Annotated in this window: 21 protein-coding genes; 12 read left to right on the forward strand and 9 right to left on the reverse strand. The window is 44.9% G+C overall.

The annotated features are described in order from the left end of the window. Positions 1 to 69: 69 nt before the first annotated feature. Positions 70 to 843, reverse strand: a complete 774-nt coding sequence (locus tag LYZ37_RS06405) for a phosphoribosylglycinamide formyltransferase (RefSeq protein ID WP_272786957.1) — start codon at positions 841 to 843, stop codon at positions 70 to 72. Positions 844 to 1,181: 338 nt separating this feature from the next. Here LYZ37_RS06405 and LYZ37_RS06410 point away from each other — a divergent pair, with 338 nt between their 5' ends. After that, the gene (locus LYZ37_RS06410) at positions 1,182 to 1,832 is read left to right on the forward strand and encodes a thiopurine S-methyltransferase (RefSeq protein WP_272786958.1); all 651 of its coding nucleotides are present in this window, start codon (positions 1,182 to 1,184) and stop codon (positions 1,830 to 1,832) included. 64 nt (positions 1,833 to 1,896) lie between these two features. Here the strand turns inward: LYZ37_RS06410 and purT are convergent, their stop codons facing one another. Next, positions 1,897 to 3,072: a formate-dependent phosphoribosylglycinamide formyltransferase gene (gene purT / locus LYZ37_RS06415; protein ID WP_272786959.1), complete on the reverse strand. Its 1,176-nt coding sequence runs from the start codon at positions 3,070 to 3,072 to the stop codon at positions 1,897 to 1,899. Between the two features lie 289 nt (positions 3,073 to 3,361). Between purT and LYZ37_RS06420 the strand changes: the two genes are divergently transcribed. Continuing rightward, a complete protein-coding gene (locus LYZ37_RS06420; protein WP_272786960.1) occupies positions 3,362 to 4,567 on the forward strand; it encodes an HD-GYP domain-containing protein in 1,206 nt (401 codons plus the stop codon). A gap of 47 nt (positions 4,568 to 4,614) precedes the next feature. Here the strand turns inward: LYZ37_RS06420 and cdd are convergent, their stop codons facing one another. From cdd to LYZ37_RS06450, 6 genes are all read right to left on the reverse strand, one after another. Next, positions 4,615 to 5,502, reverse strand: coding sequence for a cytidine deaminase (cdd, locus tag LYZ37_RS06425; RefSeq protein ID WP_272786961.1), 888 nt, complete (start codon positions 5,500 to 5,502; stop codon positions 4,615 to 4,617). Between the two features lie 243 nt (positions 5,503 to 5,745). Further along, positions 5,746 to 6,423, reverse strand: a complete 678-nt coding sequence (locus LYZ37_RS06430) for a CidB/LrgB family autolysis modulator (RefSeq protein WP_239855689.1) — start codon at positions 6,421 to 6,423, stop codon at positions 5,746 to 5,748. Beyond that, positions 6,423 to 6,788: a CidA/LrgA family protein gene (locus LYZ37_RS06435; protein WP_069666187.1), complete on the reverse strand. Its 366-nt coding sequence runs from the start codon at positions 6,786 to 6,788 to the stop codon at positions 6,423 to 6,425. The genes LYZ37_RS06430 and LYZ37_RS06435 overlap by 1 nt, the downstream gene beginning before the upstream one ends. 145 nt (positions 6,789 to 6,933) lie before the next feature. Beyond that, positions 6,934 to 8,358: an exodeoxyribonuclease I gene (gene sbcB, locus LYZ37_RS06440; protein ID WP_272786962.1), complete on the reverse strand. Its 1,425-nt coding sequence runs from the start codon at positions 8,356 to 8,358 to the stop codon at positions 6,934 to 6,936. A 678-nt stretch (positions 8,359 to 9,036) separates the two neighbouring features. Next, positions 9,037 to 10,410: an L-cystine transporter gene (locus tag LYZ37_RS06445; RefSeq protein ID WP_272786963.1), complete on the reverse strand. Its 1,374-nt coding sequence runs from the start codon at positions 10,408 to 10,410 to the stop codon at positions 9,037 to 9,039. Positions 10,411 to 10,599: 189 nt separating this feature from the next. Continuing rightward, positions 10,600 to 11,286 (reverse strand): oxidoreductase, encoded by a 687-nt coding sequence (locus LYZ37_RS06450; RefSeq protein WP_272786964.1) that lies wholly within the window; start codon positions 11,284 to 11,286, stop codon positions 10,600 to 10,602. A 518-nt stretch (positions 11,287 to 11,804) separates the two neighbouring features. Here LYZ37_RS06450 and LYZ37_RS06455 point away from each other — a divergent pair. The 9 genes from LYZ37_RS06455 to btuD all read left to right on the forward strand — a co-directional run bounded on the left by LYZ37_RS06455 (position 11,805) and on the right by btuD (position 20,278). Then, entirely contained in the window at positions 11,805 to 12,416 is a 612-nt protein-coding gene (locus LYZ37_RS06455; RefSeq protein WP_272786965.1) for a flavin reductase family protein, read from the forward strand. Positions 12,417 to 12,425: 9 nt separating this feature from the next. Further along, positions 12,426 to 13,457 carry a nicotinate-nucleotide--dimethylbenzimidazole phosphoribosyltransferase gene (cobT, locus tag LYZ37_RS06460; RefSeq protein ID WP_272786966.1) on the forward strand — a complete coding sequence of 344 codons (1,032 nt, stop codon included), beginning with the start codon at positions 12,426 to 12,428 and terminating at the stop codon, positions 13,455 to 13,457. Next, a complete protein-coding gene (locus tag LYZ37_RS06465) occupies positions 13,457 to 14,230 on the forward strand; it encodes an adenosylcobinamide-GDP ribazoletransferase (protein WP_272786967.1) in 774 nt (257 codons plus the stop codon). Before cobT ends, LYZ37_RS06465 begins: the two co-directional genes overlap by 1 nt. Further along, positions 14,230 to 14,775, forward strand: coding sequence for a bifunctional adenosylcobinamide kinase/adenosylcobinamide-phosphate guanylyltransferase (gene cobU, locus LYZ37_RS06470; RefSeq protein ID WP_272786968.1), 546 nt, complete (start codon positions 14,230 to 14,232; stop codon positions 14,773 to 14,775). Before LYZ37_RS06465 ends, cobU begins: the two co-directional genes overlap by 1 nt. Beyond that, positions 14,762 to 15,409, forward strand: coding sequence for a histidine phosphatase family protein (locus LYZ37_RS06475; protein WP_272786969.1), 648 nt, complete (start codon positions 14,762 to 14,764; stop codon positions 15,407 to 15,409). The genes cobU and LYZ37_RS06475 overlap by 14 nt, the downstream gene beginning before the upstream one ends. 13 nt (positions 15,410 to 15,422) lie before the next feature. Further along, positions 15,423 to 17,213: a M3 family oligoendopeptidase gene (locus LYZ37_RS06480; protein WP_272786970.1), complete on the forward strand. Its 1,791-nt coding sequence runs from the start codon at positions 15,423 to 15,425 to the stop codon at positions 17,211 to 17,213. A gap of 203 nt (positions 17,214 to 17,416) precedes the next feature. Then, positions 17,417 to 18,445 (forward strand): succinylglutamate desuccinylase, encoded by a 1,029-nt coding sequence (locus LYZ37_RS06485; RefSeq protein WP_272786971.1) that lies wholly within the window; start codon positions 17,417 to 17,419, stop codon positions 18,443 to 18,445. Positions 18,446 to 18,540: 95 nt separating this feature from the next. Continuing rightward, entirely contained in the window at positions 18,541 to 19,536 is a 996-nt protein-coding gene (gene btuC / locus LYZ37_RS06490; RefSeq protein WP_272786972.1) for a vitamin B12 ABC transporter permease BtuC, read from the forward strand. Further along, the gene (gene btuD / locus LYZ37_RS06495) at positions 19,523 to 20,278 is read left to right on the forward strand and encodes a vitamin B12 ABC transporter ATP-binding protein BtuD (RefSeq protein ID WP_272786973.1); all 756 of its coding nucleotides are present in this window, start codon (positions 19,523 to 19,525) and stop codon (positions 20,276 to 20,278) included. Before btuC ends, btuD begins: the two co-directional genes overlap by 14 nt. A 315-nt stretch (positions 20,279 to 20,593) precedes the next feature. Here the strand turns inward: btuD and LYZ37_RS06500 are convergent, their stop codons facing one another. Continuing rightward, positions 20,594 to 21,169 carry a nucleoside triphosphate pyrophosphohydrolase family protein gene (locus LYZ37_RS06500; protein WP_272786974.1) on the reverse strand — a complete coding sequence of 192 codons (576 nt, stop codon included), beginning with the start codon at positions 21,167 to 21,169 and terminating at the stop codon, positions 20,594 to 20,596. Between the two features lie 184 nt (positions 21,170 to 21,353). Between LYZ37_RS06500 and LYZ37_RS06505 the strand changes: the two genes are divergently transcribed. Then, a complete protein-coding gene (locus tag LYZ37_RS06505) occupies positions 21,354 to 22,439 on the forward strand; it encodes a sensor domain-containing diguanylate cyclase (protein WP_272786975.1) in 1,086 nt (361 codons plus the stop codon). The last annotated feature ends 2 nt before the right edge of the window (positions 22,440 to 22,441 follow it).

A 22,441-nucleotide genomic window follows, 5' to 3' on the forward strand; every position in this document is an offset into this window, starting at 1 on the left:
TATAGTTTAAGAGGCGAGGCTTTGCTAAATCGAAAGGCTTACCTGAGTTTACAGGTAAGCCCAGTAAGGTTAAGCGGCGCTTAGGTGAGTCGTGATGTATGGCAACCAAGCATTTTGGTACAGCTCTTTAGATTCACTACGCATATTGCGAATCTGTGCGGTTTCAAACTCGTTGTAGTCACGACCTTCTATCGCAGCGGCGCGTTCGATTTTCTGAATACGCTCGTAGATGTCATGCTCAGGACCACTTTTCACATCTGCAATCGCTTTTAGATGAAGCTGTACTTCAGCAACTAAATTTGTTTTAGGCAGTTGGACGAGTACGTTTAAGTCGCGGTATCCAGATTCCGCTGGCTTCTTAAAGCGGTTTTTGACTTTAACAATGGTTGTCTCGCGGTTAAGTACTTCATAGGCAGACATCAGGCTTTCAATGTCGTCAGCGACAATAGTTGCACGGGCTAGGTCGGTAATTCGCTCTGTTTGACCATCAAGTTCATAAGCAATCTTTTCTTTAGCACGGTCAGACGATTTAACACCCGCGAAGTAAGATTCTGTTGAAGTCAGTAGAGCCGTACTTTTACAGATGGTCTCTAGCTCTGCTTGAGCTTGATGGGCTTTGCTATAAAGTACGTCGAAATCAGTGTATGGCTGAAGTGGAGTGGTCGACATTGACTTAATGCCGTAAAGGCCGCTTAGGTTATGTTTGAATGCTTTGGAACACACTTCGTTCTGGTTGGTAGAACGGTTTTCCTCGTTACCCGGCGCGGTTGGAATAGCAGCAAATGCAGGGGCACGGCTGAGCATTAGAAGCATCAGGGCCGTAGTTCGCAAAAATAGGCTCATTCACTCTCCTTAGATGTGTAGGGCTTAGCTAAAAAGGTGTCGAAAAAAGTTTCAATCACTAGCGCTACTCATCTCTACATAGTTAATGGGGGCAATTTGTGCGATTCCAATCGCTTTCCCGTCGACTGTTCATAAAAGTTTGAACAGTCTCGCATTTCCTTTGCGTTTAGTTAGAGTGCAACCCTTATTAAAGGTTCATCCTCTATTTGTAACCAAGTATATCTATAGAAAATGAACCTAATCTGAATGAAGTTTTAAGATTCGAATCGTTGAGGGGATACCACTTAGCTTTACTTTCCGATAGGCTATGCGTCACAAGTCAGTCACAGAGAAAGAAAATGAAAGACCCAGAATTTTGGCACGGTAAATGGGCGGCAAACCAGATTGGTTTTCACCTAGAGGACGTTAATCCGCTACTGATTAAATATTGGCAGGAAACGAATCCAAGCCAAGAAGACAACGTATTTGTCCCTTTGTGTGGCAAGTCAGAAGACTTGGTATGGCTGGCAACGAAACACTCTGATGTGCAGGGGGTAGAGTTAAGTAATATTGCCGTGCGTGCTTTCTTTGCAGAACATTTTTACACGCCAATGGTGATGCCGATTAATGGTCAGCATGAACTGTTTCAATTCGATGAGCTATCAATCTATGTCGGTGACTACTTTACTGCGCCAATCAAGCCAGTTGATATCGTTTATGATCGTGCCTCTCTCATTGCTTTGCCAAAAGAAATGCGAGTGCAATACGTCGAAAAGATTAAGTCGCTCCTTAAACCCGGTGGGCGTATTTTGCTGGTTACTCTCGATTATGATCAAGAGCTGATGCCAGGGCCTCCATTTGCTGTCCCTGAATCTGAGGTGAGAGCGCTGTACGAGGGTTACAAGATCACTAAGCTAGAGAGCAATGAAGACGCTGAGAAGCATCCTAAGATTGCTAAACATGAATCTGCTCGATTCGTTGAAGAAGTTTACTTGATTGAAGCGGTTTAAATTTATGATAAACAAAGGCTTGGTCATTTCAAATGACCAAGCCTTTTAGTTTCGATAAAACGATTTAGTAAATGATTTTTACTTTATCTGCGCTTTGTTTAGCGTCTTCAATCGCTTGCTCTACAGAATCACGTCGAGTTATCGCGACCCCTAAACGGCGACGGCCATCAATATCTGGTTTGCCAAATAGTCGAAGCTGAGTTTGTGGCGCAGCCAACGCATCCGCTAGGCCTTCGAAGCGAATATCGGTCGATGTTCCTTGCCCTAAAATAACGGCCGAGGCTGCTGGGCCGTACTGAGTAATCCCAGCGATTGGCATACCTGTAAATGCACGAACATGTAGAGCGAACTCAGAACTGTCTTGTGACATTAGGGTGACGAGACCAGTATCGTGTGGACGAGGTGAAACTTCGTTGAAGATAACCGTGTCGCCTTTGACAAACAGCTCAACTCCAAAGATGCCGTAACCACCAAGTGCATTCACCACTTTACCCGCAGCGTCTTGGGCAGCGGCTAGCGCGTTGTCTGTCATGATTTGTGGTTGCCAAGATTCACGGTAGTCTCCATCTTCCTGACGATGACCAATTGGGGCACAGAAATGTACACCATCAACAGCGCGAACGGTGAGCAAAGTGATCTCGTAATCGAAATCAATAAACCCTTCTACAATAACGCGACCTGCTCCAGTACGTCCGCCTTCTTGTGCATAGTTCCAAGCTTTATCAATATCTTCAGCGCTCTTAAGCACACTCTGGCCTTTACCTGAAGAACTCATGACCGGTTTACATACACAAGGCACACCAACTGCTTCTACTGCGGCAACAAACTCTTCATAACTGTCTGCAAAGCGATAAGGGGAAGTCGTTAAACTTAACTCTTCTGCGGCTAAGCGACGGATCCCTTCACGGTTCATTGTTAGCTTTGTTGCCTTCGCTGTAGGCACGACATTCAAGCCTTGAGCTTCTAATTCTACTAACGTATCGGTTGCGATGGCTTCAATTTCAGGGACGACATAATCGGGCTGTTCTTTTTCGATGATAGCCTGTAGCGCGTCTCCATCAAGCATATCTAATGTATAGCTGCGATGGGCAACCTGCATAGCTGGTGCATTTTCGTAACGATCGCATGCGATCACTTCAAGACCAAGGCGTTGGCATTCGATGGCGACTTCTTTACCGAGTTCACCTGAGCCAAGGAGCAGAACGCGAGTTGCATGATTTGCTGTTGCAGTACCGAACATAATTAACCCTAAAATGTAAGAGGAATAGAAGGTTTTGCGAGCATGATACTCATTGGAAAAAGAAAAGCAAACGTTTGCTTTGTGGTGTTTGGTGAATTTTAGTAGTGGAGTACTGCGAGACAAGAGCGATGAAAATTACGATTTCGACTATTTTCAACTTTTTTCAACTTTCTTACCGCTTTTTGGGTGTTTATTGAGCAATTGCAATCACTTATTACGTAAATACTCAGCTTTAGAGTTATAATCACTAACAATAATCAACTCTAATAAGAATACGGCTACTAACTTAATGCAGTTCGACCCAGAAAAATCCATAAAAATACCAATCGGTACGTTGACCGTTGGTATGTTTGTGACTGCAATTGAAGACAGTAAACGCGTCAATCTCGCCAATGCGGGGCGTGTACCGTCTGAGCAAGCAGTCAAACAGCTTGTTAAAAATGGAGTTAAATTTGCTTGGGTAGACAAGGAGTTGTCAGTAAAAGGGAGTGTTTTTAAACCCGTTAAGGTTGTGGAAGACATAGACCCACCACAAGAAGTTTCAACACCAGTGAAGCGGAAAAAGGTGAGCCGATTTTCACAGCAGAAGAAAGCGCAGAAAATCATCAAAGAAGCGAAAGGGCTGGCTAATAGAATCCTGACGCAAACGTTTGAAGGTAAGCCAATACATGTCTCTGAGTTGGATGATCTCGCAGACGACATGATCGAGTCCGTGTTGCTTGACTCAGATGCATTGCATTGTGTGTCTGCGCTGCGTAATAAAGATGAATACTTACTTGAACACTCTGTCAACGTTGCGACTCTGCTCGTGACATTTGGTAAACATCTTGGCCTGCCGAAAGAGACGCTAAAACAAATGGCGATTGGGGGCATTATTCACGATGTTGGCAAAATTAAAGTTGATGATAAAGTTCTGCACAAACCTGCTCGGTTAACACCAGAAGAGTTTGAGCATATGAAGCTTCATCAGGTTTACGCGAAAGAGATCATCACAACGGTTACAGGTTTGAGTGATGTTAGCCGCGACGTTTGTTTGATGCATCATGAAAAACTCGATGGGAACGGCTATCCAGCGGGGCTAAAAGGTGATGAAATCCCTCTACACGGTCGTATGAGCTGCATCGTTGATATCTATGACGCGTTGACTGCCGATCGCTGTTACAAGCAAGGCATGAGCCCAGCAGAAGCGTTTAAAATACTCTTGAGCTTAACACCAAATCATTTAGATAAAGAGTTGGTGTACAAATTCATCAACTGTATTGGCGTTTTCCCTGTTGGGGCGTTGGTAGAGCTGAGTGATGGACGTGTAGGTATTGTTTGGACGTCGAATGCGCACGAGCCGCTAAAGCCAGAGATCAAGTGTTTCTACTCGCGTAAGTATCGTCGGTTTGTCGATGTAAGTTTTGTCGATATGAAAACAACCAAACTCACAATTAAAAAGGCTATAGCCCCTAGTCAGTTAGAAGTCGACCCCAAACCGTTTTTCGATGTTTAACCCCGAATTGATACAAGAAAAGGCGCTAATTTAGCGCCTTTCTCAGTTTATAGTTCCAAGTAAGTGATTGGAATATCAGGGTTTAGTGCTTCTAGCGTTGCTTGTGTGTTTGCTAGGTGACTAATCGTACCGTCTTCGACTTCCACTAAAGCCGCTGAATCGATACTTTCAAGTTCTTGGCGGTCTAACAGTAGTTGGATCAATGCAACTTGAAGTGGCGGTAAGCTTGGGTTAAATGCAGCATTTTCGGCATATGCGCCTTGATAGACTTTGCCATCTTTGGTCTTAATCGCGACACCACTTAAGTTGTGTGTATAAGGGGCATGGCTTCGATTTAATGCGGCGACAGCCAGCTGTAGTAGCTCATCTTGCTCTTGCGTCTGTTTTCCATGGTCAACAGAGGTCATCAATGCGGATTCGATGCCAAGATCTGAAGGGCCAAACGACTCTGGTAAGTAGTAATGAAGTGGCTGTCCTTCACGCTTAGGCAGTTGGATCTTAAGCTCGTTAGCGGTTGAAAGTTCATTCATAAACTGACGACAGTGACCACAAGGGCTGTAGTTTATCGTGATGTCAGCAACGCCTTGTTCACCCTTCATCCATGCATGGCTGATGGCTGATTGCTCTGCGTGAACGGTTTGCCCTAGTTGAACGCCGTCAAACTCGACATTCGCGCCGAAGTAGAGTTTGCCAGATAGGCCGCGAACAATCGCACCCACATAAAACTTAGAAAGCGGAGCATAGGAATAAGCGGCTGCAAATGGAAGTAGCAATACTCGTAGTTCTGCGTCATCAAGACCTGAAATAGCGAGGAGTTGCTCAAATTGCTCTGAAGAAATCGTCGCGTCAAAATCGTCAGCAAGAAGAATAGGAGATAAGAAATCTGCTACGTTTTGTGGCACTTCAGATAGCGCCTGTTCAATGCGGCTTCTCATAGTGAGTCCTTTAATAAACATCGTTGATATCTTTGAGTTTAGAGCCAGATACTGGTGTGTAAACTCCGATATTGGTATTACATTTTATGTAAAGATGAGAATTATTCGGCGATCAATATCACAAAATATATTGTAACGATATTGTCTGTTGCATTATTTGAGTGATGTCACACATGATAACGATTACAGGCGAGAAATTAGTGATGTGCGTCGAGCCACTAGTTGCAGCTCGACATCAATTACTTACGCTGACAACCAGACTGCCAAGGTAAAGAAAGAAGGTGCTAGGATTGAGGTGATAACACCGCACACCACAAGTGCTAGAGAGCTAAAGGCCGCATCTTGACCATCTTTCTCAGCGCAGGTTGCTGTCCCCAGCGCGTGGGAAACCGTCCCCATCGTGAGCCCTTTGGCAATAGGGTGAGTGATGTTCAGTAAGTTGTAAATCGGATAAGCCATAATCGCACCGAACAGGCCAACAATTAAAACTAATATCGCGGCGATGGCGGGCTCACCACCAAGGTGACTAGAAACCTCCATCGCAATCGGTGTGGTTACTGATTTACCCAACAAGCTTGCGATTAGAGAAATATCTGCCTTTAAGTAAACGGCAATCATACTTGCGGTAAACATCGACATGATACTGCCCACACCGCACGCCAGCATGATGATACGCCAATTGGCTCGGATCTGTGGTAATTGCTCATATAGAGGATAAGCCAGCGCGACTACTGCCGGTTGCAGTAGATAATTAATCCACTGATTGTCGGCATAGTAAGTTTCAAATGGCACTTTTAGGTAAGTCAGCAGTGGAATGAGAACGGCTAGGCTCACCAATAAAGGGTTCATAAAAGGGCTTTTTACTTTTTGGCATAGCCAACGTGCGGCAAAGAAAACAACAATAGTGACAAGTAACCACATTATTTTTGTCCTCCTTTAAGCATGCGATCGAGCATTAAACCCAAAACGACCAGTACGATCAGAGTACCACCTACAGCGCTTGCTAAAATCGGTAAGGCGTTAGCGATTAGCATATCGAAATGCTCCATCAAGCCAACACTGATAGGGACGAATAGCAGCACCATGTAGCGAATAAAGAGAGAGGCACCGGGTTTAACCCAGTCTGAAGGCACGAGTCCGCTCGCAAGCAAACCAAACAAAATCAGCATACCGATGATGCTGCCAGGAATAGAGATACCTAATAAGTGTTGAATATTAATGCCCGCGACAAGGCACAAAAATATCAGCCCCATAGATACGACGTATTGAAGCAAAGTTTTCGCCATAGTGTAGAGTCGTCCAACTGCAGAACCTTCAGAGTGCTGAAGGCTCGAATTATTCAAATGCCTAACTTAGAGTTTTGATTAGTATTTAGAGAGTTAGGCCAGGTTGTAGGGTGCAGGACTTGGTTACTATTTTTAATTTTGACTACTAGGATACTCGCTTTTGTACGTATTGGTAGATAGATTTTAAAATAGCGATTTTCTTTTGGTCACTTTCATGTTCGTGAACTAAGTTTTCCAAATTTAGCATGTAGTCTTCAATACGACTTTCGAAGTAGTCACGACAGTGCGCAGCCCATCGCTGTTGTTCTGACTCATCGAGCGTCCACGGGAAGTTTCGCGCGCGATAACGGAACAGCAATGGCGCAATGCGGTCATCACTAAATGAAATATCAAGCGCAGATAGATTGTTTGGGTCAGTTTCACGAATGATGTTCATCGCCGCTTTATCTGCCGGAGAGAAGAACCCATCGTAGAGCATGCTATCGACATCATTGTTCTTTTCATATTCTCGCTCAATGGCATAAACACCAATCAGCTTTTCACGAACTTCAGGGTGCTTGCGGAGCAGAGCTAAGTTCTCTAGGCATTTCTCTCGGTCAATGCCAATCTTCTCTGCGTTTTCCGCAGTGAGTGTTTTCGCTGGAGCGAGAATAGGGCACTTATTGAGATGGATAAGCTTAACAGGGACTGGAAGCTCGTCAGGCGCAAGGTCAGAACGCTTAGTATACAGTCGCTCATTAAGCTGCTCGGTATCCAAATCCAATAGGGCTTGTGGGTCTTTCGCCAAATCGACACAAATAACTGCGTTTTGATTAGTCGGGTGCCAAGCAACAGGAACAACCCAGCTAGTGTAGTTACACTCTTTGCCCAACATTCCTGAAACATGCATCAAGGGTGTCATGTTCACGATGTCGATCAGCTCATTCAACTTGCGCTTGTGACGCATGCTTAGGAAGTAATCAAACAACTTTGGTTGAGCTGCTTTCACCTTTTTGGCCATTTCAATCGTCGCGATAACATCCGCCATCGCGTCGTGTGCGTTCTCATGTTCAATGCCATTGGCTACAGATAAATGCTCAAGCTTAAAGCTGATAAAACCTTCATCGTTTTCAGGCCAGTTTACTCCTTCTGGACGAAGCGCGTAGCAAGCACGCATGACATCAAGTAAATCCCAGCGAGAGTTACGGTTTTGCCAGCTCCACGCATAAGGGTCGATAAAGTTTCGGTAACAGGTGTAGCGCGTTACCTCATCATCGAATCGGATACTGTTATAGCCCAAGCTAATGGTGTTTGGTGTTGCCAGTTGTTCGTGGATCTTTGCGATAAACTCGGGCTCAGATAGGCCTTGGTTTTCCGCAGTTTTCGGAGTAATTCCTGTAATTAGCGCGGCTTCCGGTGCTGGAAGATAATCCGCAGGCGGCTGACAATAAATAACAAGAGGTTCACCAATAATATTGAAGTCCATATCGGTACGAACACCCGCAAACTGACACGGTCGATCTTTCGCTGGGCTAGTTCCCCACGTCTCGTAATCAAAAAAGAAAAACGTAGGCTGATTCTCTTGCTGCATTGTCTTTATTACCAAGGGTTTGAAATCTACCTCGGTATTAGACCATTGGCAGCCACCAAGCGCAATTGTGAGAGAGGAACAAGGCGATAAGAGGTGATTTTTTGGGCGAGTGATTTTTGCTGAATAGGGCGAGACTTGTTTGCGTGAAGTGAGTCGTGAAAGCTTGCATACCGAAAGATATGATATTTGTTTGCTATTAACCTTGAGTGACTATGATTAGTTACATAAGGCGGTTGAACATGCTTGAACGGATAGAGCGGGTGCTAGATGTTAATAGCATTGAGTATGAAAGTGGTGGTAACACGATATATATTAAGTTGGGTACGGTTACCTCTAAAGTGAAAATTAGGTATGACATAGCGACGAATACCTATCGCGTCAACTGTAATGAATTTGTGCTTTATACCACTAGCTTTGTTTGGTTTGCATTGACGTTTTTTAGTATGACAAACTATTCCGATAACGCTTGGTGGTCAGGGTATTCTATTGGAATAATGTTTGCGGCAGGTATAGGTGCTTTGTTCCAAATAATAGTGACTTACGTTCAGTTGCTCGACCTTAGGGCTCAGTTAAGGGAAGTTGGTGTTTACTTAAAATCGGGATGGTAAATCCGTTTAGATTACGCAAAAAAATGGCCGACTGTTATCGGCCATTATTCGTTTTAATGAGGGTAGAGCGTTACGCTTGCTGCGTTTCTAGCTCTTCATCTTTTACTGTTTGCTTCATTAAGCGACTGGTAATAGTGCCTGCAGTCATTGCGCCTGAAACGTTTAGTGCGGTACGTGCCATATCGATCAGTGGTTCGATAGAGATCAATAGTGCGGCAATCGTAACAGGTAAGCCCATTGCAGGTAGCACGATAAGAGCTGCGAACGTTGCGCCGCCACCTACACCTGCGATACCAAATGAGCTAATCACAATGATCGCAATTAAAGAAAGAATGAAGTTAATGTCCATTGGGTCGATGCCAACACTTGGCGCGACCATGACTGCTAACATCGCAGGGTAGATACCTGCACAACCATTCTGGCCGATAGTGGCACCAAACGAAGCTGATAGGTTTGCGATTGCTGGGGGAACGCGAAGCTTGTTGATTTGCGCTTCAACGTTTAAAGGAATTGTTGCCGCTGAGCTGCGCGAAGTAAATGCGAAAGTCAGTACTGGCCAAATCTTCTGGAAGTACTCTTTAGGGCTCACGCCTACAAAAGAGACTAGCACACCGTGAACAACGAACATCAGCGCAATCGCAACATAAGAAGCGACAATAAAGCCTAACAGGTTAAGAATATCGGAGGCACTTGAGGTCGCAACCACTTTTGCCATTAGCGCAGCGATACCATAAGGCGTAAGTGCCATGATCATCTTAACTAAGCGCATAACAATAGATTGAGCCGCTTCGACAAACGTGCGAATTGGTGATTCTAGCTCTTGCTTCTCAGCCATTACTTTACGCGCTGCAATACCGGTGAGTACACCAAAGATAACTACTGCGATGATCGAAGTAGAACGAGCACCAGTCAGGTCGGCAAAGGGGTTGGTTGGAATAAAGCTAATCAGCATTTGCGGGATGGTGAGATCACTCACGCGATCGGCACGCGTTTCTAGGGCGGCGATACGTGCTGTTTCACGAGCACCTTCTGTTAAACCTTCTGCACTTAGACCAAAAGCTTGAGTCACAACGATACCGATTAGAGCGGATATAGCCGTTGTTGCCAGCAGAACTGAAATAGTTAAGCCCGAGATTTTACCCAGAGCGCCACCTTTTTCTAGCTTAACAACCGCTGCGATCATTGACACCAATACTAATGGCATAATGATCATTTTCAACAGACCAACATAGCCACGACCGACCACATTTACCCACTCAAGCGTTTGAGCGATAACCGGATTGCCTTCACCGAAGATGAGCTGTAGCGCTAAACCGAAAGCACTACCAAAGACGAGACCAAGTAAGACGAGACGCGATAAAGTGTTCTCTTTTTTCTGCTGTCCATAGAGGAAAAAGAGAATGCCAACAAATACCGCTAGCGAAGCGATAACCACTACTGACATATTTACATATCCTTTAGTTTTTAATGATGATATTGATAGAATTAATATCTTATGGAATTTGATTCGGTATGAAGGGTAATGATTTGAAATACTCAATTGAAGTTACAAAAGGGTATTAAATATAGCTAACGGTTATTAACATTTGCTAACAGCGTAGAAGATGTACACGTAACAGTGAAATTGAGCGGTTTATTGATACTTTTTAAGCAATTTTCGCATCGCAACGCTATCGGCCGTTTCTCGTTTTTTATTGGAGTGGGAAAAAAGCAGATACTGCATCGCCAATGCTACGTCAGAGGCTTCAATTGGAATGAGCTTGGCAAGAGGACCAATCATCAGTGGCTGGCAAATCTTCAGCATGATTTGGGTGACGACTTCGTCTTTACGTGGTTGTTCTCGTAACCCTTTTAAAGGACCTGGGCGAACAAAGACGACACGATCAAAGCCCATGCGCTCAATGGTGAGCTCCATACGTCCTTTGCACCGCAGATAGTGGGACAATGAGCGGGCAGATGCCCCGTAACTTGAGACGACGGCTAACTGCTTTACACCGAGTAGCTTCATTTCTTGAGCAACATCGCACACCAGTTGGTAGTCAATGCTTTCTAATGCTTGTTTGGAGCCAGCTTGTTTGAGTGTTGTGCCTAGGCAGATAAAACCAAACTTTGGACGTGGTTTGTCTTTATCCCATTCTTGAATGCGCAGTTCTGGATGCTGAATTTCTTCAAGCTTGGAATGGAAGAAGGGAAGTTTACGACGAGTCAGGGCGTAAATATGCTCAATTGGTTCACGTTCCAACATCTGCTTAATCAGCTCGTTGCCGATCAGACCGGTACTGCCCGCTGTAATTACAGTGATGTTGTTTGAGTTATCCAAGATGAACAAGCCTATCTTCAAAGTATATTTTTGACGAATGATTGAGCATCTTATAATCAAGCAGGAAAGTCTGTGATCTGCGACAAGGTTGATGCACCAAGAAAGAAACTTATCCCGCAGTTTTAAGTAAGAAGAGTAATCGGTACAACTAGACCTCGCACTGGGCGAGGTCTGTTCTAGGGTTTATGTTAATGATAGAGGGACTTTCTTTTGGTTGCGTTGTTGTGGTTTGTTCTGTTTTTGTTTTTTCGAATGTTGATTGGCAATCATAAAACCTCCTTGCACTATCAATCGGGAGAAAACAATGTCACGACGAAATTTAATGCACAGTTTGTGCCGTTATAAACGCTCTCCCTAACCTAAAAGATAGGCGTATTTGGCGAAAAATTTCAGTTTAGTGGTCAAATTAGGAATCGTTTTGCAAATTGGCGAGGTCAATGAACCATGGATAAAGCGTGTTAACTGTTTGATTTCAAGTTACACTCAAGCCAATAGGAACCGCTCAGAAAGGAAAAGGGATGAACATCGAGCTCAGCACGCTGGCCCCCACCCAAATTTATCATTTGATGACACAAACCGTCATTCCAAGACCTATCGCTTGGGTATTGACCGATTCAGAACAAGACAACTATAACCTTGCGCCATTTTCTTACTTTACGGCCGTTTCAAGTAACCCGCCTTTGTTGATGTTTTCTGTGGGTAAAAAGCCTTCAGGAGAGGTGAAAGACACAACGCGTAATGTGTTGGAAACCGGAAAAATGGTTATTCATATCGCTCATCATGATTCTGCTCATGATGTGACTCAAACTGCTGCAACGCTTGAGCATGGTGAGTCTGAAATTAAAGCTACAGGGATAGAGCTGACGGATTTTGATGGCTTTGATTTACCGAGGGTTAAAGACTGTCCTATTGCGTTTGCGTGCAAACTGTATGAAGTGAAAGAGATTGGTGAAACACCACAAAGCCTTATCTTTGCTGAAATTGAAAAAGTATATATTGCACCAGAGGTTATCGGCGAGCGTAGCGATCGCTTAGTGGTAGATGCACTTAAAGTGGACCCTCTCTCGCGTTTAGGTGGTAGCCAATATGCCACGCTTAATAACGTATTCTCTGTTGCTCGACCTAAATAGATTAATACCATGCTAGACCAAACTCATTCAGATGCTATCTGGCATCGCATTAACCAAAAAACCAAACCACTCGGTGCATTAGGTCAATTAGAAGACCTTGCCCATCAAATCGCATTGATTCAGAGTCAGGGTAGAAGTGACGTCGTCACCGCTATTGAAGTGACTAAGCCGACTGCGATTGTTTTTGCCGGAGATCATGGCATTGCCGACGAAGGCCTCAGTATTGCACCGAGTGCTGTCACCCAACAGATGGTGCTTAATTTTCTAGCGGGTGGTGCAGCAATTAACTGTTTTTGCCGAACCAACCAAGTAGAGCTGACAGTGGTGGATACTGGAATCCTGCTACCGGTTGAGCATGAATCCAGTACCTTTATTGTTCAGCGACTCGGTGAGCGTACCAACAACTTTTCTCGTCAAGCGGCGATGAGCCTTGAAACGGCGCAGCGTGGCATTGATTTGGGTAAACAGTTAATAACCAATATCATCGATTCCGGCTCAAACCTAGTGATGTTTGGTGAAATGGGAATTGGCAATACCAGTAGTGCCGCCGCCATTCTAAGCGCTCTGAGTGGTAAAAATGCCGAGGAGTGTGTCGGTCGTGGAACAGGTATCACTGACGAACAGCTAGCGAAGAAAATCGAATTGGTTGAAAAAGGTGTTTCGCGCTGTAAAGGTTTGGGCGTTATCGAAGTGCTGGCTGAAGTAGGTGGTTTTGAAATTGTTCAGATGGTTGGCGGTTTCCTTGCCGCAGCAGAGCGCCATATACCAGTCATTGTCGATGGTTTTATTGTTTCAGCCGCTGCTTATGCTGCATCACTGATCAATCCAAACTGCCGCGATGTCATGATTTTCGCTCACCAATCGCATGAAGCGGGGCATCAACACTTATTGGCTGAACTCGACGCCAAACCTTTATTGGATCTTTCGCTTCGATTAGGTGAAGGAACAGGGGCAGTGCTCGCGATGCCGTTAATTTATGCTGCGACTGAGTTTTATAACCATATGGCAAGCTTTGAAGAAGCAGGAGTCGTGGTCGACTGATGCCTTCATTCAAGAATCAATATCAATTATTCATGCTTGCATTGGGGTTCTTTTCTCGAATCCCAATGCCGAAAAATATCCCCTACAGCGAAGAGCGAATGAACCAAGCAGGGCGATACTTCGCTTTGGTCGGTTTACTATTGGGCAGCTTGTGCGCTGCGGTGCTGTGGAGTGCTCAACTGCTTTTCCCTGCGAGCGTCTCTATCTTTATAATGATGGTGTTTAGCCTGCTGCTAACAGGGGCTTTCCATGAAGATGGATTAACTGATATGGCAGACGGCATCGGTGGAGGCATGACGATTGAGCGCCGTCTTACCATTATGAAAGATAGCCGTATCGGCACCTACGGGGCTAGCGCCTTGGTCATGGTACTGCTTGGTAAGTTTGTTTTACTGTCTGAGCTGATCCAGTTTGAGTCGATCTTATTGTTTGTGGTGGTCGCGTATACGTTAAGCCGAGCCGTCGCTGCGTCGCTTATCTACGATATGCCCTATGTGAGTGACACAGACACCAGTAAGAGTAAACCTTTGGCGCAAAAACAGTCACGAGTAGAGTTATGGGTGCTGCTGACGACAGGTCTACTGCCATGTTTGATGCTTGGTTTAAGTACAACGGTCTGGCTAGTGGCTGTGGTATTAACATTCAGGGTACTGTTTAAGCGTTGGTTAACAGCTCGCATCGGCGGATTTACTGGTGATTGTTTAGGTGCAGCTCAGCAAATCGCCGAGTTACTCATTTATCTCACCTTGATTGCGATACAGGTAAACAGCTAATGACGATTCATTTGGTATTAGGTGGTGCTCGTTCGGGCAAGTCTAGTTTTGCGGAAGCTCAGACTGACATGATGAGCGCGCATAAAACGAAACACTATGTGGCGACTGCGATTGCATTTGACGAAGAGATGAGAAATCGCATTGCACATCACCAAGCTTCTCGCGGTGAAAGCTGGGTCGAGCATGAGTGTCCCGTTGATTTAGTTAAGCTCATCCCGCAGTTTAATTCTTCAGATGTGATACTGATAGATTGTCTGACCTTATGGCTGAATAATGTCATCTACAACGAGGGTGAAACACTTACTGAAGTTGAAATTAAGCAGCGGGTAGATGCGCTGGTACTCGCTCTTCAACAGGCAAAAGCAAATATACTGCTCGTCTCGAACGAAGTGGGGCTAGGGGTGATTCCTCTGGGTGAAATTTCACGTTTGTTTGTCGATCACGCAGGTTGGATGAACCAAGCGATTGCCAAGATTGCAGATAAGGTGACATTTGTTGCCGCAGGTTTACCGATGACGTTGAAAGAGAGCAATGACTTTGAATAAAGCTGATGGAAGCAAGGTGCCTAAGACGATCAATATCTATCTTCTCCGTCATGGAAAAATAGTCGGTGAGCCCGCACTTTATGGCCATACAGATATTGAGGTTGCACCTGAAAGGCAAGCAGAGATTTGCAGCCGTTTACTCGAAGAGCAGCTCGATTTTTCGGCTGTGCAAACTTCGCCACTCAAACGTTGCAGTGACCTAGCAAAGCTTATCCATGTTCAAAAGCCTGAATTGGAGCTTGTTGTTAAGTCTGATTGGAAAGAGACCTACTTTGGCGAGCTAGATGGTGTCCCTTTTGAACAGGCGAAGTCGTCATGGGATTTATTGGACGCATTTTGGCAAGACCCAAAGCAAAAACCATTGCCAAAGGCTGAACCGCTTGGCGATTTTTATCGCAGAATTTCAGCATCTTGGAGCGCATTTACTAAAACTGTCGACAAAGACACATTAATCGTCTGTCACGGCGGTACGATTAGAATGATTCTTGCAAAGATACTCCAGTTAGATTGGAGCAATGCCGCTCTCTACTCGACGTTAAACATTGCTCATCAATCTTTAACTCACATACAAATTACCAAAGCAGACCAAGACTACTTTCGCGTCTGCATGATAGGGAAACCGTTAATCGGATAGCTAAGGAAATAACATGACCGCACCTAGCTGGAATTTATCCATCGCTTATCAAAACCTTAATGACCCAAAAATTGAACAAGATATTGAATTGATCAAACAGTGTATTCAAGCTCTTGGCGCGCACGTAGACAATCGTGAGTCGGTATCTGTGACACAAAATGCCATTCAAACCAGTGAAGCAGCAGGCAAGCTACTGTCGACAATCAATACTTTTGCTCAGTGTCATGCCTCTATTGATGCGACTGACGCTCTGGCAAAAGGGCTAGTGGGGAGAGTAGCAAAACTAAGCTCTGAGCTATCTCAAGCATTTGCCCCTTACGAAGATACGCTGACCAACGCTCCAGATAACTTCATTGATGATGTTCTAAGTCATGAAAGCCCAGATGTTGCTGGTCAGGCATTTCAGATTGATTGTACTCGTAAGCTCGCAGCTACCAAGCTTAGTGTGGCTGAAGAGCAGTTGCTTACGGCCATGGAAGTCGATGGACGTGATGCGTGGAGCAGACTGTACGACAATATCACCGGGTCGTTGCAAGTCACGCTAGCAGATGGACAAGAAAGCAAAGTCGGTTTCTCGCAAGCCGCTAGTATCTTGTACGGAACTGACTTTGAACAGCAAGAGCCAGCTTGGCGTGGTATCCAATCTGCGATGAAAGACAACCAAGAGTCATTCGCGGCAATTTTAAATGCTCTGGCAGGTTGGCGACTCACTGAATACCAAAAACGTTCGACGAAGCAAGACGTCCATTTCTTAGACCCAAGTTTGCATGGTAGCCGAATTCAAGCGGCGACGCTGGACGCTATGATGTCGACTGCAAAAGACAATCGCGGTATTGGACAAAAAGCAGGGCAGTTGATGGCGCGAGTTCACGGGCTGCAACAGATGCGTCCTTGGAACCACCTTGCTGGAATGCCGAGCTTAACTGAGGCAGAACCAACGGTTTATAGTTTTGACCAAGCGATTGAGATCATTCGTGCTGCCTTTGCACAAGTGGACGCCGAGATGGCAGAATTTGTCGATTTAATGATTGAAAACGGTTGGATTGATGCTGAGCCAACAGAGAACCGACGTTTAGGCGCTTACTGCACCAAATTCGCTGCGACACGCACACCTCTGGTGTTTATGACTTGGGGTGGCAGTCGCTCAGATCTTCTTACACTTGCACATGAACTCGGCCATGCATTCCACAACTGGGTTATGCGCGATATGCCTCTTTGCCAGACTCGCTACCCAATGACGTTAGCAGAGACGGCGTCTATTTTTGCTGAGAACGTGGTCCGTGATTACTTGTTAGAACAAGTGGCAAATCGCGAAGAAAAGTTAGAAATGCTGTGGGAAGAGCTTTCAAGTTGCTATGCACTAATGGTGAATATTCCAGTCCGCTTCGAGTTTGAAAAACGTTTCTATGAGCAGCGCAATGAAGGTGAACTGACCGCATCGCAGTTGTGTGAACTGATGAGCGACACGTGGAGCGAATGGTATGGTGACTCCATGTCAGAGCCAGATCCATATTTCTGGGCAAGCAAGCTGCATTTTTCTATCTCTGAGGTGAGCTTCTACAACTATCCATACTTGTTTGGTTACCTATTTAGTATTGGCGTTTATGCCCAGCGTGAAAGCAAAGGTGAGCGTTTCTACAGCGACTACGTTAACCTGTTGCGCGACACTGGTTCCATGATGGCTGAAGAGGTAGTAGATAAACATCTTGGCATGGATTTATCACAAGCGGATTTCTGGCAACAGAGCATCGATCGAGTAAAAGCGAAGATTGATGAGTTTGAATTGTTGCTAGATCAAAAATAAACAGCTTAAAATCATGATAATATCAATTAGCCGGGCGGAAGCTCGGCTAATTTGTACAGCGAGAGCCTTCTTATCCTCCCCTTAGTGAGGAATTTGATAAATTACGATGAGGCACAGAATTTGTGTCAATAAGTGGGATCGCTCCTACATAATTTGTCTGAACAATTCATTAACATACCCGCTGTGCAATAAAGGAGTAGCGCATGACGAAAACCCTCTTTCGCCAATCTTTTCTTTTTGACAGCTTAGACTTAGAACAAGAGATGCCAGCAAGTGAGATGACAGTTGCTGGTGGAGTTGTCTTTAAATTACATCAACGTGGTGTGCTGGAGGTGATTCCAGCGAATCTTTCTGAAGAGAGTAAGCACATCATTATTTCGTGTGGTATTCATGGCGATGAAACCGCACCGATGGAAATTGTCGATAAAATCATTACAGACATTCAAACTGGTTTTCAGCCTGTTACTGAACGGCTGCTGTTTATCAACGCTCACCCAGAAGCGACCAATGCTCATACACGATTTATCGAAATGAATCTAAATCGTCTTTTTGATGATAAAGAGTATGAACCATCAAAAGAGCTTGAGATCGCGAAGGATCTTAAGCGAGTCGTCACCGAGTTTTATCAAGGTACGCCGCAAGATAAACGTTGGCACTTGGACTTACATTGTGCGATTCGCTTATCGAAGCATTACTCATTTGTCGTTAGTCCTAAAGTTCGCCACCCAGTTCGTAGCGAAGCCTTGATGGAGTTTGTCTCTAGCGCGCATTTAGAAGCGGTAATGTTCTCTAACGCGCCTTCAAGTACCTTTAGTTGGTTCAGTGCTGAGAACTTTGGTGCTCAAGCTCTGACGGTGGAACTAGGTCGAGTGGCTAAAATTGGCGAAAATGAGTTAGATAAACTCGTCGCGTTTGACTTAGCGTTACGCGACCTCGTCTCAAGCAGCGAATCTGAGCATTTACCACGTAAACCGATCATGTATCGTGTAAGCCGCACAATCGTGCGAATTCACGATGATTTTGATTTCCTCTTTGACGATAACGTCGAAAACTTTACCGCATTTAAGCATGGCGAAGTGTTTGGCCATGATGGGGATAAACCATTAATGGCGAAAAATGAAGGAGAGGCGATTGTCTTTCCCAACCGACATGTTGCAATTGGTCAACGCGCGGCATTGATGGTCTGTCCGGTGAAAACTCGCTATGAAGAAGGGCAGATAGTATACGACTAATCAACTATTATGTTTGATGTGCTTTCTATTTTAATGGCTTAACGGTATCGTTAAGCCATTATTTTTTAGGGTTTACCCGGCTATTTAGCGACAACATGGAATTTACTCAGCTCTTGGATCGTAGGCGTCAAAGGTGGATGCGCTTTGGCCTACTGTTTATCGTTTCTTTATTACTCATCAGCAGCTTATATTTAGTTGTTGGCGAGGTGTTCATCTCTCCCTTTCGAGAACTCTCTTCTCTTCAAGAGCAATTGATTCTTCAGCTTCGCCTACCGAGGTTGTTTGCCGCGATTGCTGTGGGTGCAGCTTTGGCCGTTTCTGGGGCGGTACTTCAAGTCTTATTGGGCAATGTGCTAGCCGAACCAGGCGTGTTAGGTATCTCTGGTGGCGCCAGTGTGCTTATGGTGTTGGTGCTATTCTTTATCCCCGCGTTAGCAACTCCAGTTGGCTTTATGCTTGCTGCCGTAGTTGGGGCGTTAGCGTTTACGCTGCTTTTAGTCTTTGTAGCCAAGAGTATGCGATTGACCACAACACGACTTCTTCTGGTTGGCGTAGCATTAGGCATACTTTCTGGTGCAGTGGTCACATGGGCATTTTATTTCAGTGATGATCTTAGTCTACGCCAGCTCATGTATTGGCTAATGGGCAGTATCGGCGCAGCGAGTTGGTATCACCACGTGCTAACGCTGATTTTAATCCCAGTACTTATCTGGTTGTGTTGTAAAGGCACACTGTTAGATAAGCTAATGATGGGAGAACAGCATGCTAAGCAACTTGGCATTGATGTCGATGAAGCGCGTTGGAAGCTGATTTTCGCTGTGTCTATCTTAGTCGGCGGCGCGGTTGCACTGGGCGGAGTCATCGGCTTTGTTGGTCTGGTTGTTCCTCATCTACTTAGGCTCGCATTCGGTAGCGAAAACCGCTATCTATTGCCAATTTCGGCCCTTGCAGGGGCAACCTTAGTGGTGTTTGCCGACCTTATTGCTCGTACGGCGCTCAACTCTGCCGAGTTACCATTAGGTGTCGTGACTACGTCAATAGGTGCCCCTATCTTTATTTGGATGCTGGTGAGTAATCATGATTCACGTTAATAGCCTTTCTGTTGGTTCGCGATTGCTACCACTTTCCTTTGAGGTGATGCCGGGAGAGATCCTACATGTGATTGGTCCTAACGGTAGTGGTAAAAGCACTTTGCTTTCCGCCGTCGCGGGGTTATTAGACTTTGAAGGCGAGGCGAAGATCTTCGACCAGAAGGTGAAAGGTGCCTCGATTGAAGCTTTATCAAGTACTCGGGCATTTTTGGCCCAAAGTGACCGACCTGCATTCAACCTTGATGTGGTGCATTACCTATCTTTGTCTTTACCAGCGCTAGTATCGTCTAATTCTTCTGAGCTAACCGCTGTGATTGAAGAGCTTGCGACTTTATTAGAGATTGATGACAAGCTAAATAGATCGATACATCATTTGTCTGGTGGTGAATGGCAGAGAGTCAGGCTTTGTGCGATCTGTTTGCAGATCTGGCCAACATTAAACCCCCACGCAAAATTACTGATTCTCGACGAGCCCGCAGCTCCCCTCGATATTGGTCAAGAAACACTTCTGTATAAACTGATACAGCGTGTCGCGGAAATGGGCATTACTGTGCTTATGTCTAATCACGATCTCAATCGTACACTTAAGTATGCGGATAAAGCACTGCTGCTAGAGAAAGGTGTACTGCAAAATGTTGGCGCAGTAGATGAGGTATTGTCTGTCGCCGAGTTATCGCGCGTATTTAGAACTCAGGTCAAGCGCGTTGTTGTCGAAGGTTCTCCCGTCCTTTTGTTTGATTAAGTTCTTAGGGTCAACAAATCTCAGTTACCACTAAAGGGTTATCTTTGGTGCGCCTTGCACTTAAATCGATCGTGTCTACACGCATTGTGTGACGGTGGATTTTTAATTGCATTTAAAATCAAAGGCTTAAGGTTTTTACAAAACTGGCACACAATTGGCAACAGTAAGAACGATACATTCTCGTTCTTGTTAGGCGGATTCAAACGGAAGTAGGTAACTGTAGGTGGGAGCTTATCTGAAGTTTGATGAAGCCATGTTTTGACTATGGCAGCTTACGCCACCTAAGGGGGTTACCCAAAGGTGGCGTCTTTTTATCTATTTGGTCAGTGGTGCTAAATCCGCAGGGCGGTAGTAAACAGATTTCAGCACTTTGCCTTGGCGAATTGTCTTGCCTTCTGAAACAAAGTCTTCAGCACATTTTGCGATGATGTAATCACCTTTTTGTACCGCCATCAGCTTGATGCCTTGCTCTGCATAATGCGCTTCGGTTTCCGCGTATTCTTTTTTGTTGCGGCATACTTTACTCATATTGCTTGAATGCACTTCATCCCAACATGGTAAAAACTCAATTCCACGATTTACGGCAACATTAAGCAGTAAGTCGATGAGGTAGTTGATCGCGAGGTTATCTTCAATCTTATCGTGGCCTAGGTGCACCAAACGTCCCATCAAAACATAAACGCTGTCGATGATAGCGTCCGCTTGTTCTGTCTTATTATCCGCTTCCGCAAGTTCTGTTAGCTCTTCGATAGCTAGAGAAGTATGCAGTGTGTCTGCTTTATCGTCTAAACTATCAGGAGAAGCTACAGGTAAATCGAAAGTACTACGAAACTCAGAAATGTCACGGTAAAGGTGATCAAAAATATCGTTGGTCAGTTTTGAAAGGTGCATATCCATTAATCCGGATGTCTTTAAGATTGAGCAATACTACCAAAGCCGCTTAGCTCTCGCCATGTAGCGATAGAAATTAATGGGCTGAACGGCAAATATTTACGCGGCAAAATGAGAAAACAGTTGCATTCAATATTTCGCTAACTCTATCTTAAATAATAAGATTCTATATTGGTGGAAAGTTATGGTCGCAGAGAGTGAAAGTGAGAAGGTGATACGCAGTTTGTATCAAATCACTAATGACTATCAGAAAGGGTTTGATATTCAGGTCAGTCAATTAATTATGATGGGCTTAGAGCGCTTCGACCTTGATATCGGTATTTTGTCTCACATCGAAGGCAACAAATATACTGTGCTTCACTGTGTAACTCCCGAAGGTGTCGAGTTAGCGGTGGGTGATACTTTCGAATTCGACCAAACCTATTGTGAAATCACCTGCAGCTCTTACGCACCGGTCTTAATTGAGAACATGGGCGAAAACGATAAGTATGCGACACACCCTGCCTATCAAGCGTTTGGTTTAGAATCTTATATTGGCGTTCCGATTTTCATTGATGATGAGATTTTTGGCACGCTTAATTTCTCCTCCGCAATTCCATATCCGCGTAAGTTTAAAGAGATTGATGTAGACGCACTTAAGTTGATGGCCTCATGGATCGAAGTAGAACTGATCCGCAGGAAACAGGAAGAGCGCTTACAGCAGCTCAATGCGCGCTTAGAGTATCAAGCTTATCACGATGCCCTAACGGGGGTTGCCAACCGCCGTAGCATGTTCAAAACCGTTCACCTAGATATCGAACGAATGAAGCTTGCACGTGGTAAGGGCACACTAGCGGTTATCGATATCGACCACTTTAAACGTGTCAATGATACCCACGGGCACCAGGTCGGTGACAATGTCCTGAAAAAGGTGGCGACAGCAATTAAAGCCCAGTTAACGGAAAGTGATTTTATTGCGCGTTTTGGTGGCGAGGAGTTTGTTATTTGGCTTCCAGAGCGAGAAGTGGAAATGCGGCGTGAGTTGGTCGAGAAGATACTTACTTGCGTCAATAGCATCGAAGTTGATGACAAGCCGATAACTGTTTCGATTGGTTCCTGCGAGTTTGATTTTGCCAACTTGGGGCATGAACAATGTGATAAGGCCACACTAGATGAAATTATTCACGTTGCGGATGATAACCTCTATGCCGCAAAAGAAGCGGGTCGCAATACCTCGATTCATTCAAGTTGGTGTGATTCCAGCACCGCTCACAGCGAGGCACTCAAATAGGA

The organism is Vibrio tubiashii, from assembly GCF_028551255.1.
GTDB classification, from domain to species: Bacteria; Pseudomonadota; Gammaproteobacteria; order Enterobacterales; family Vibrionaceae; genus Vibrio; species Vibrio tubiashii_B.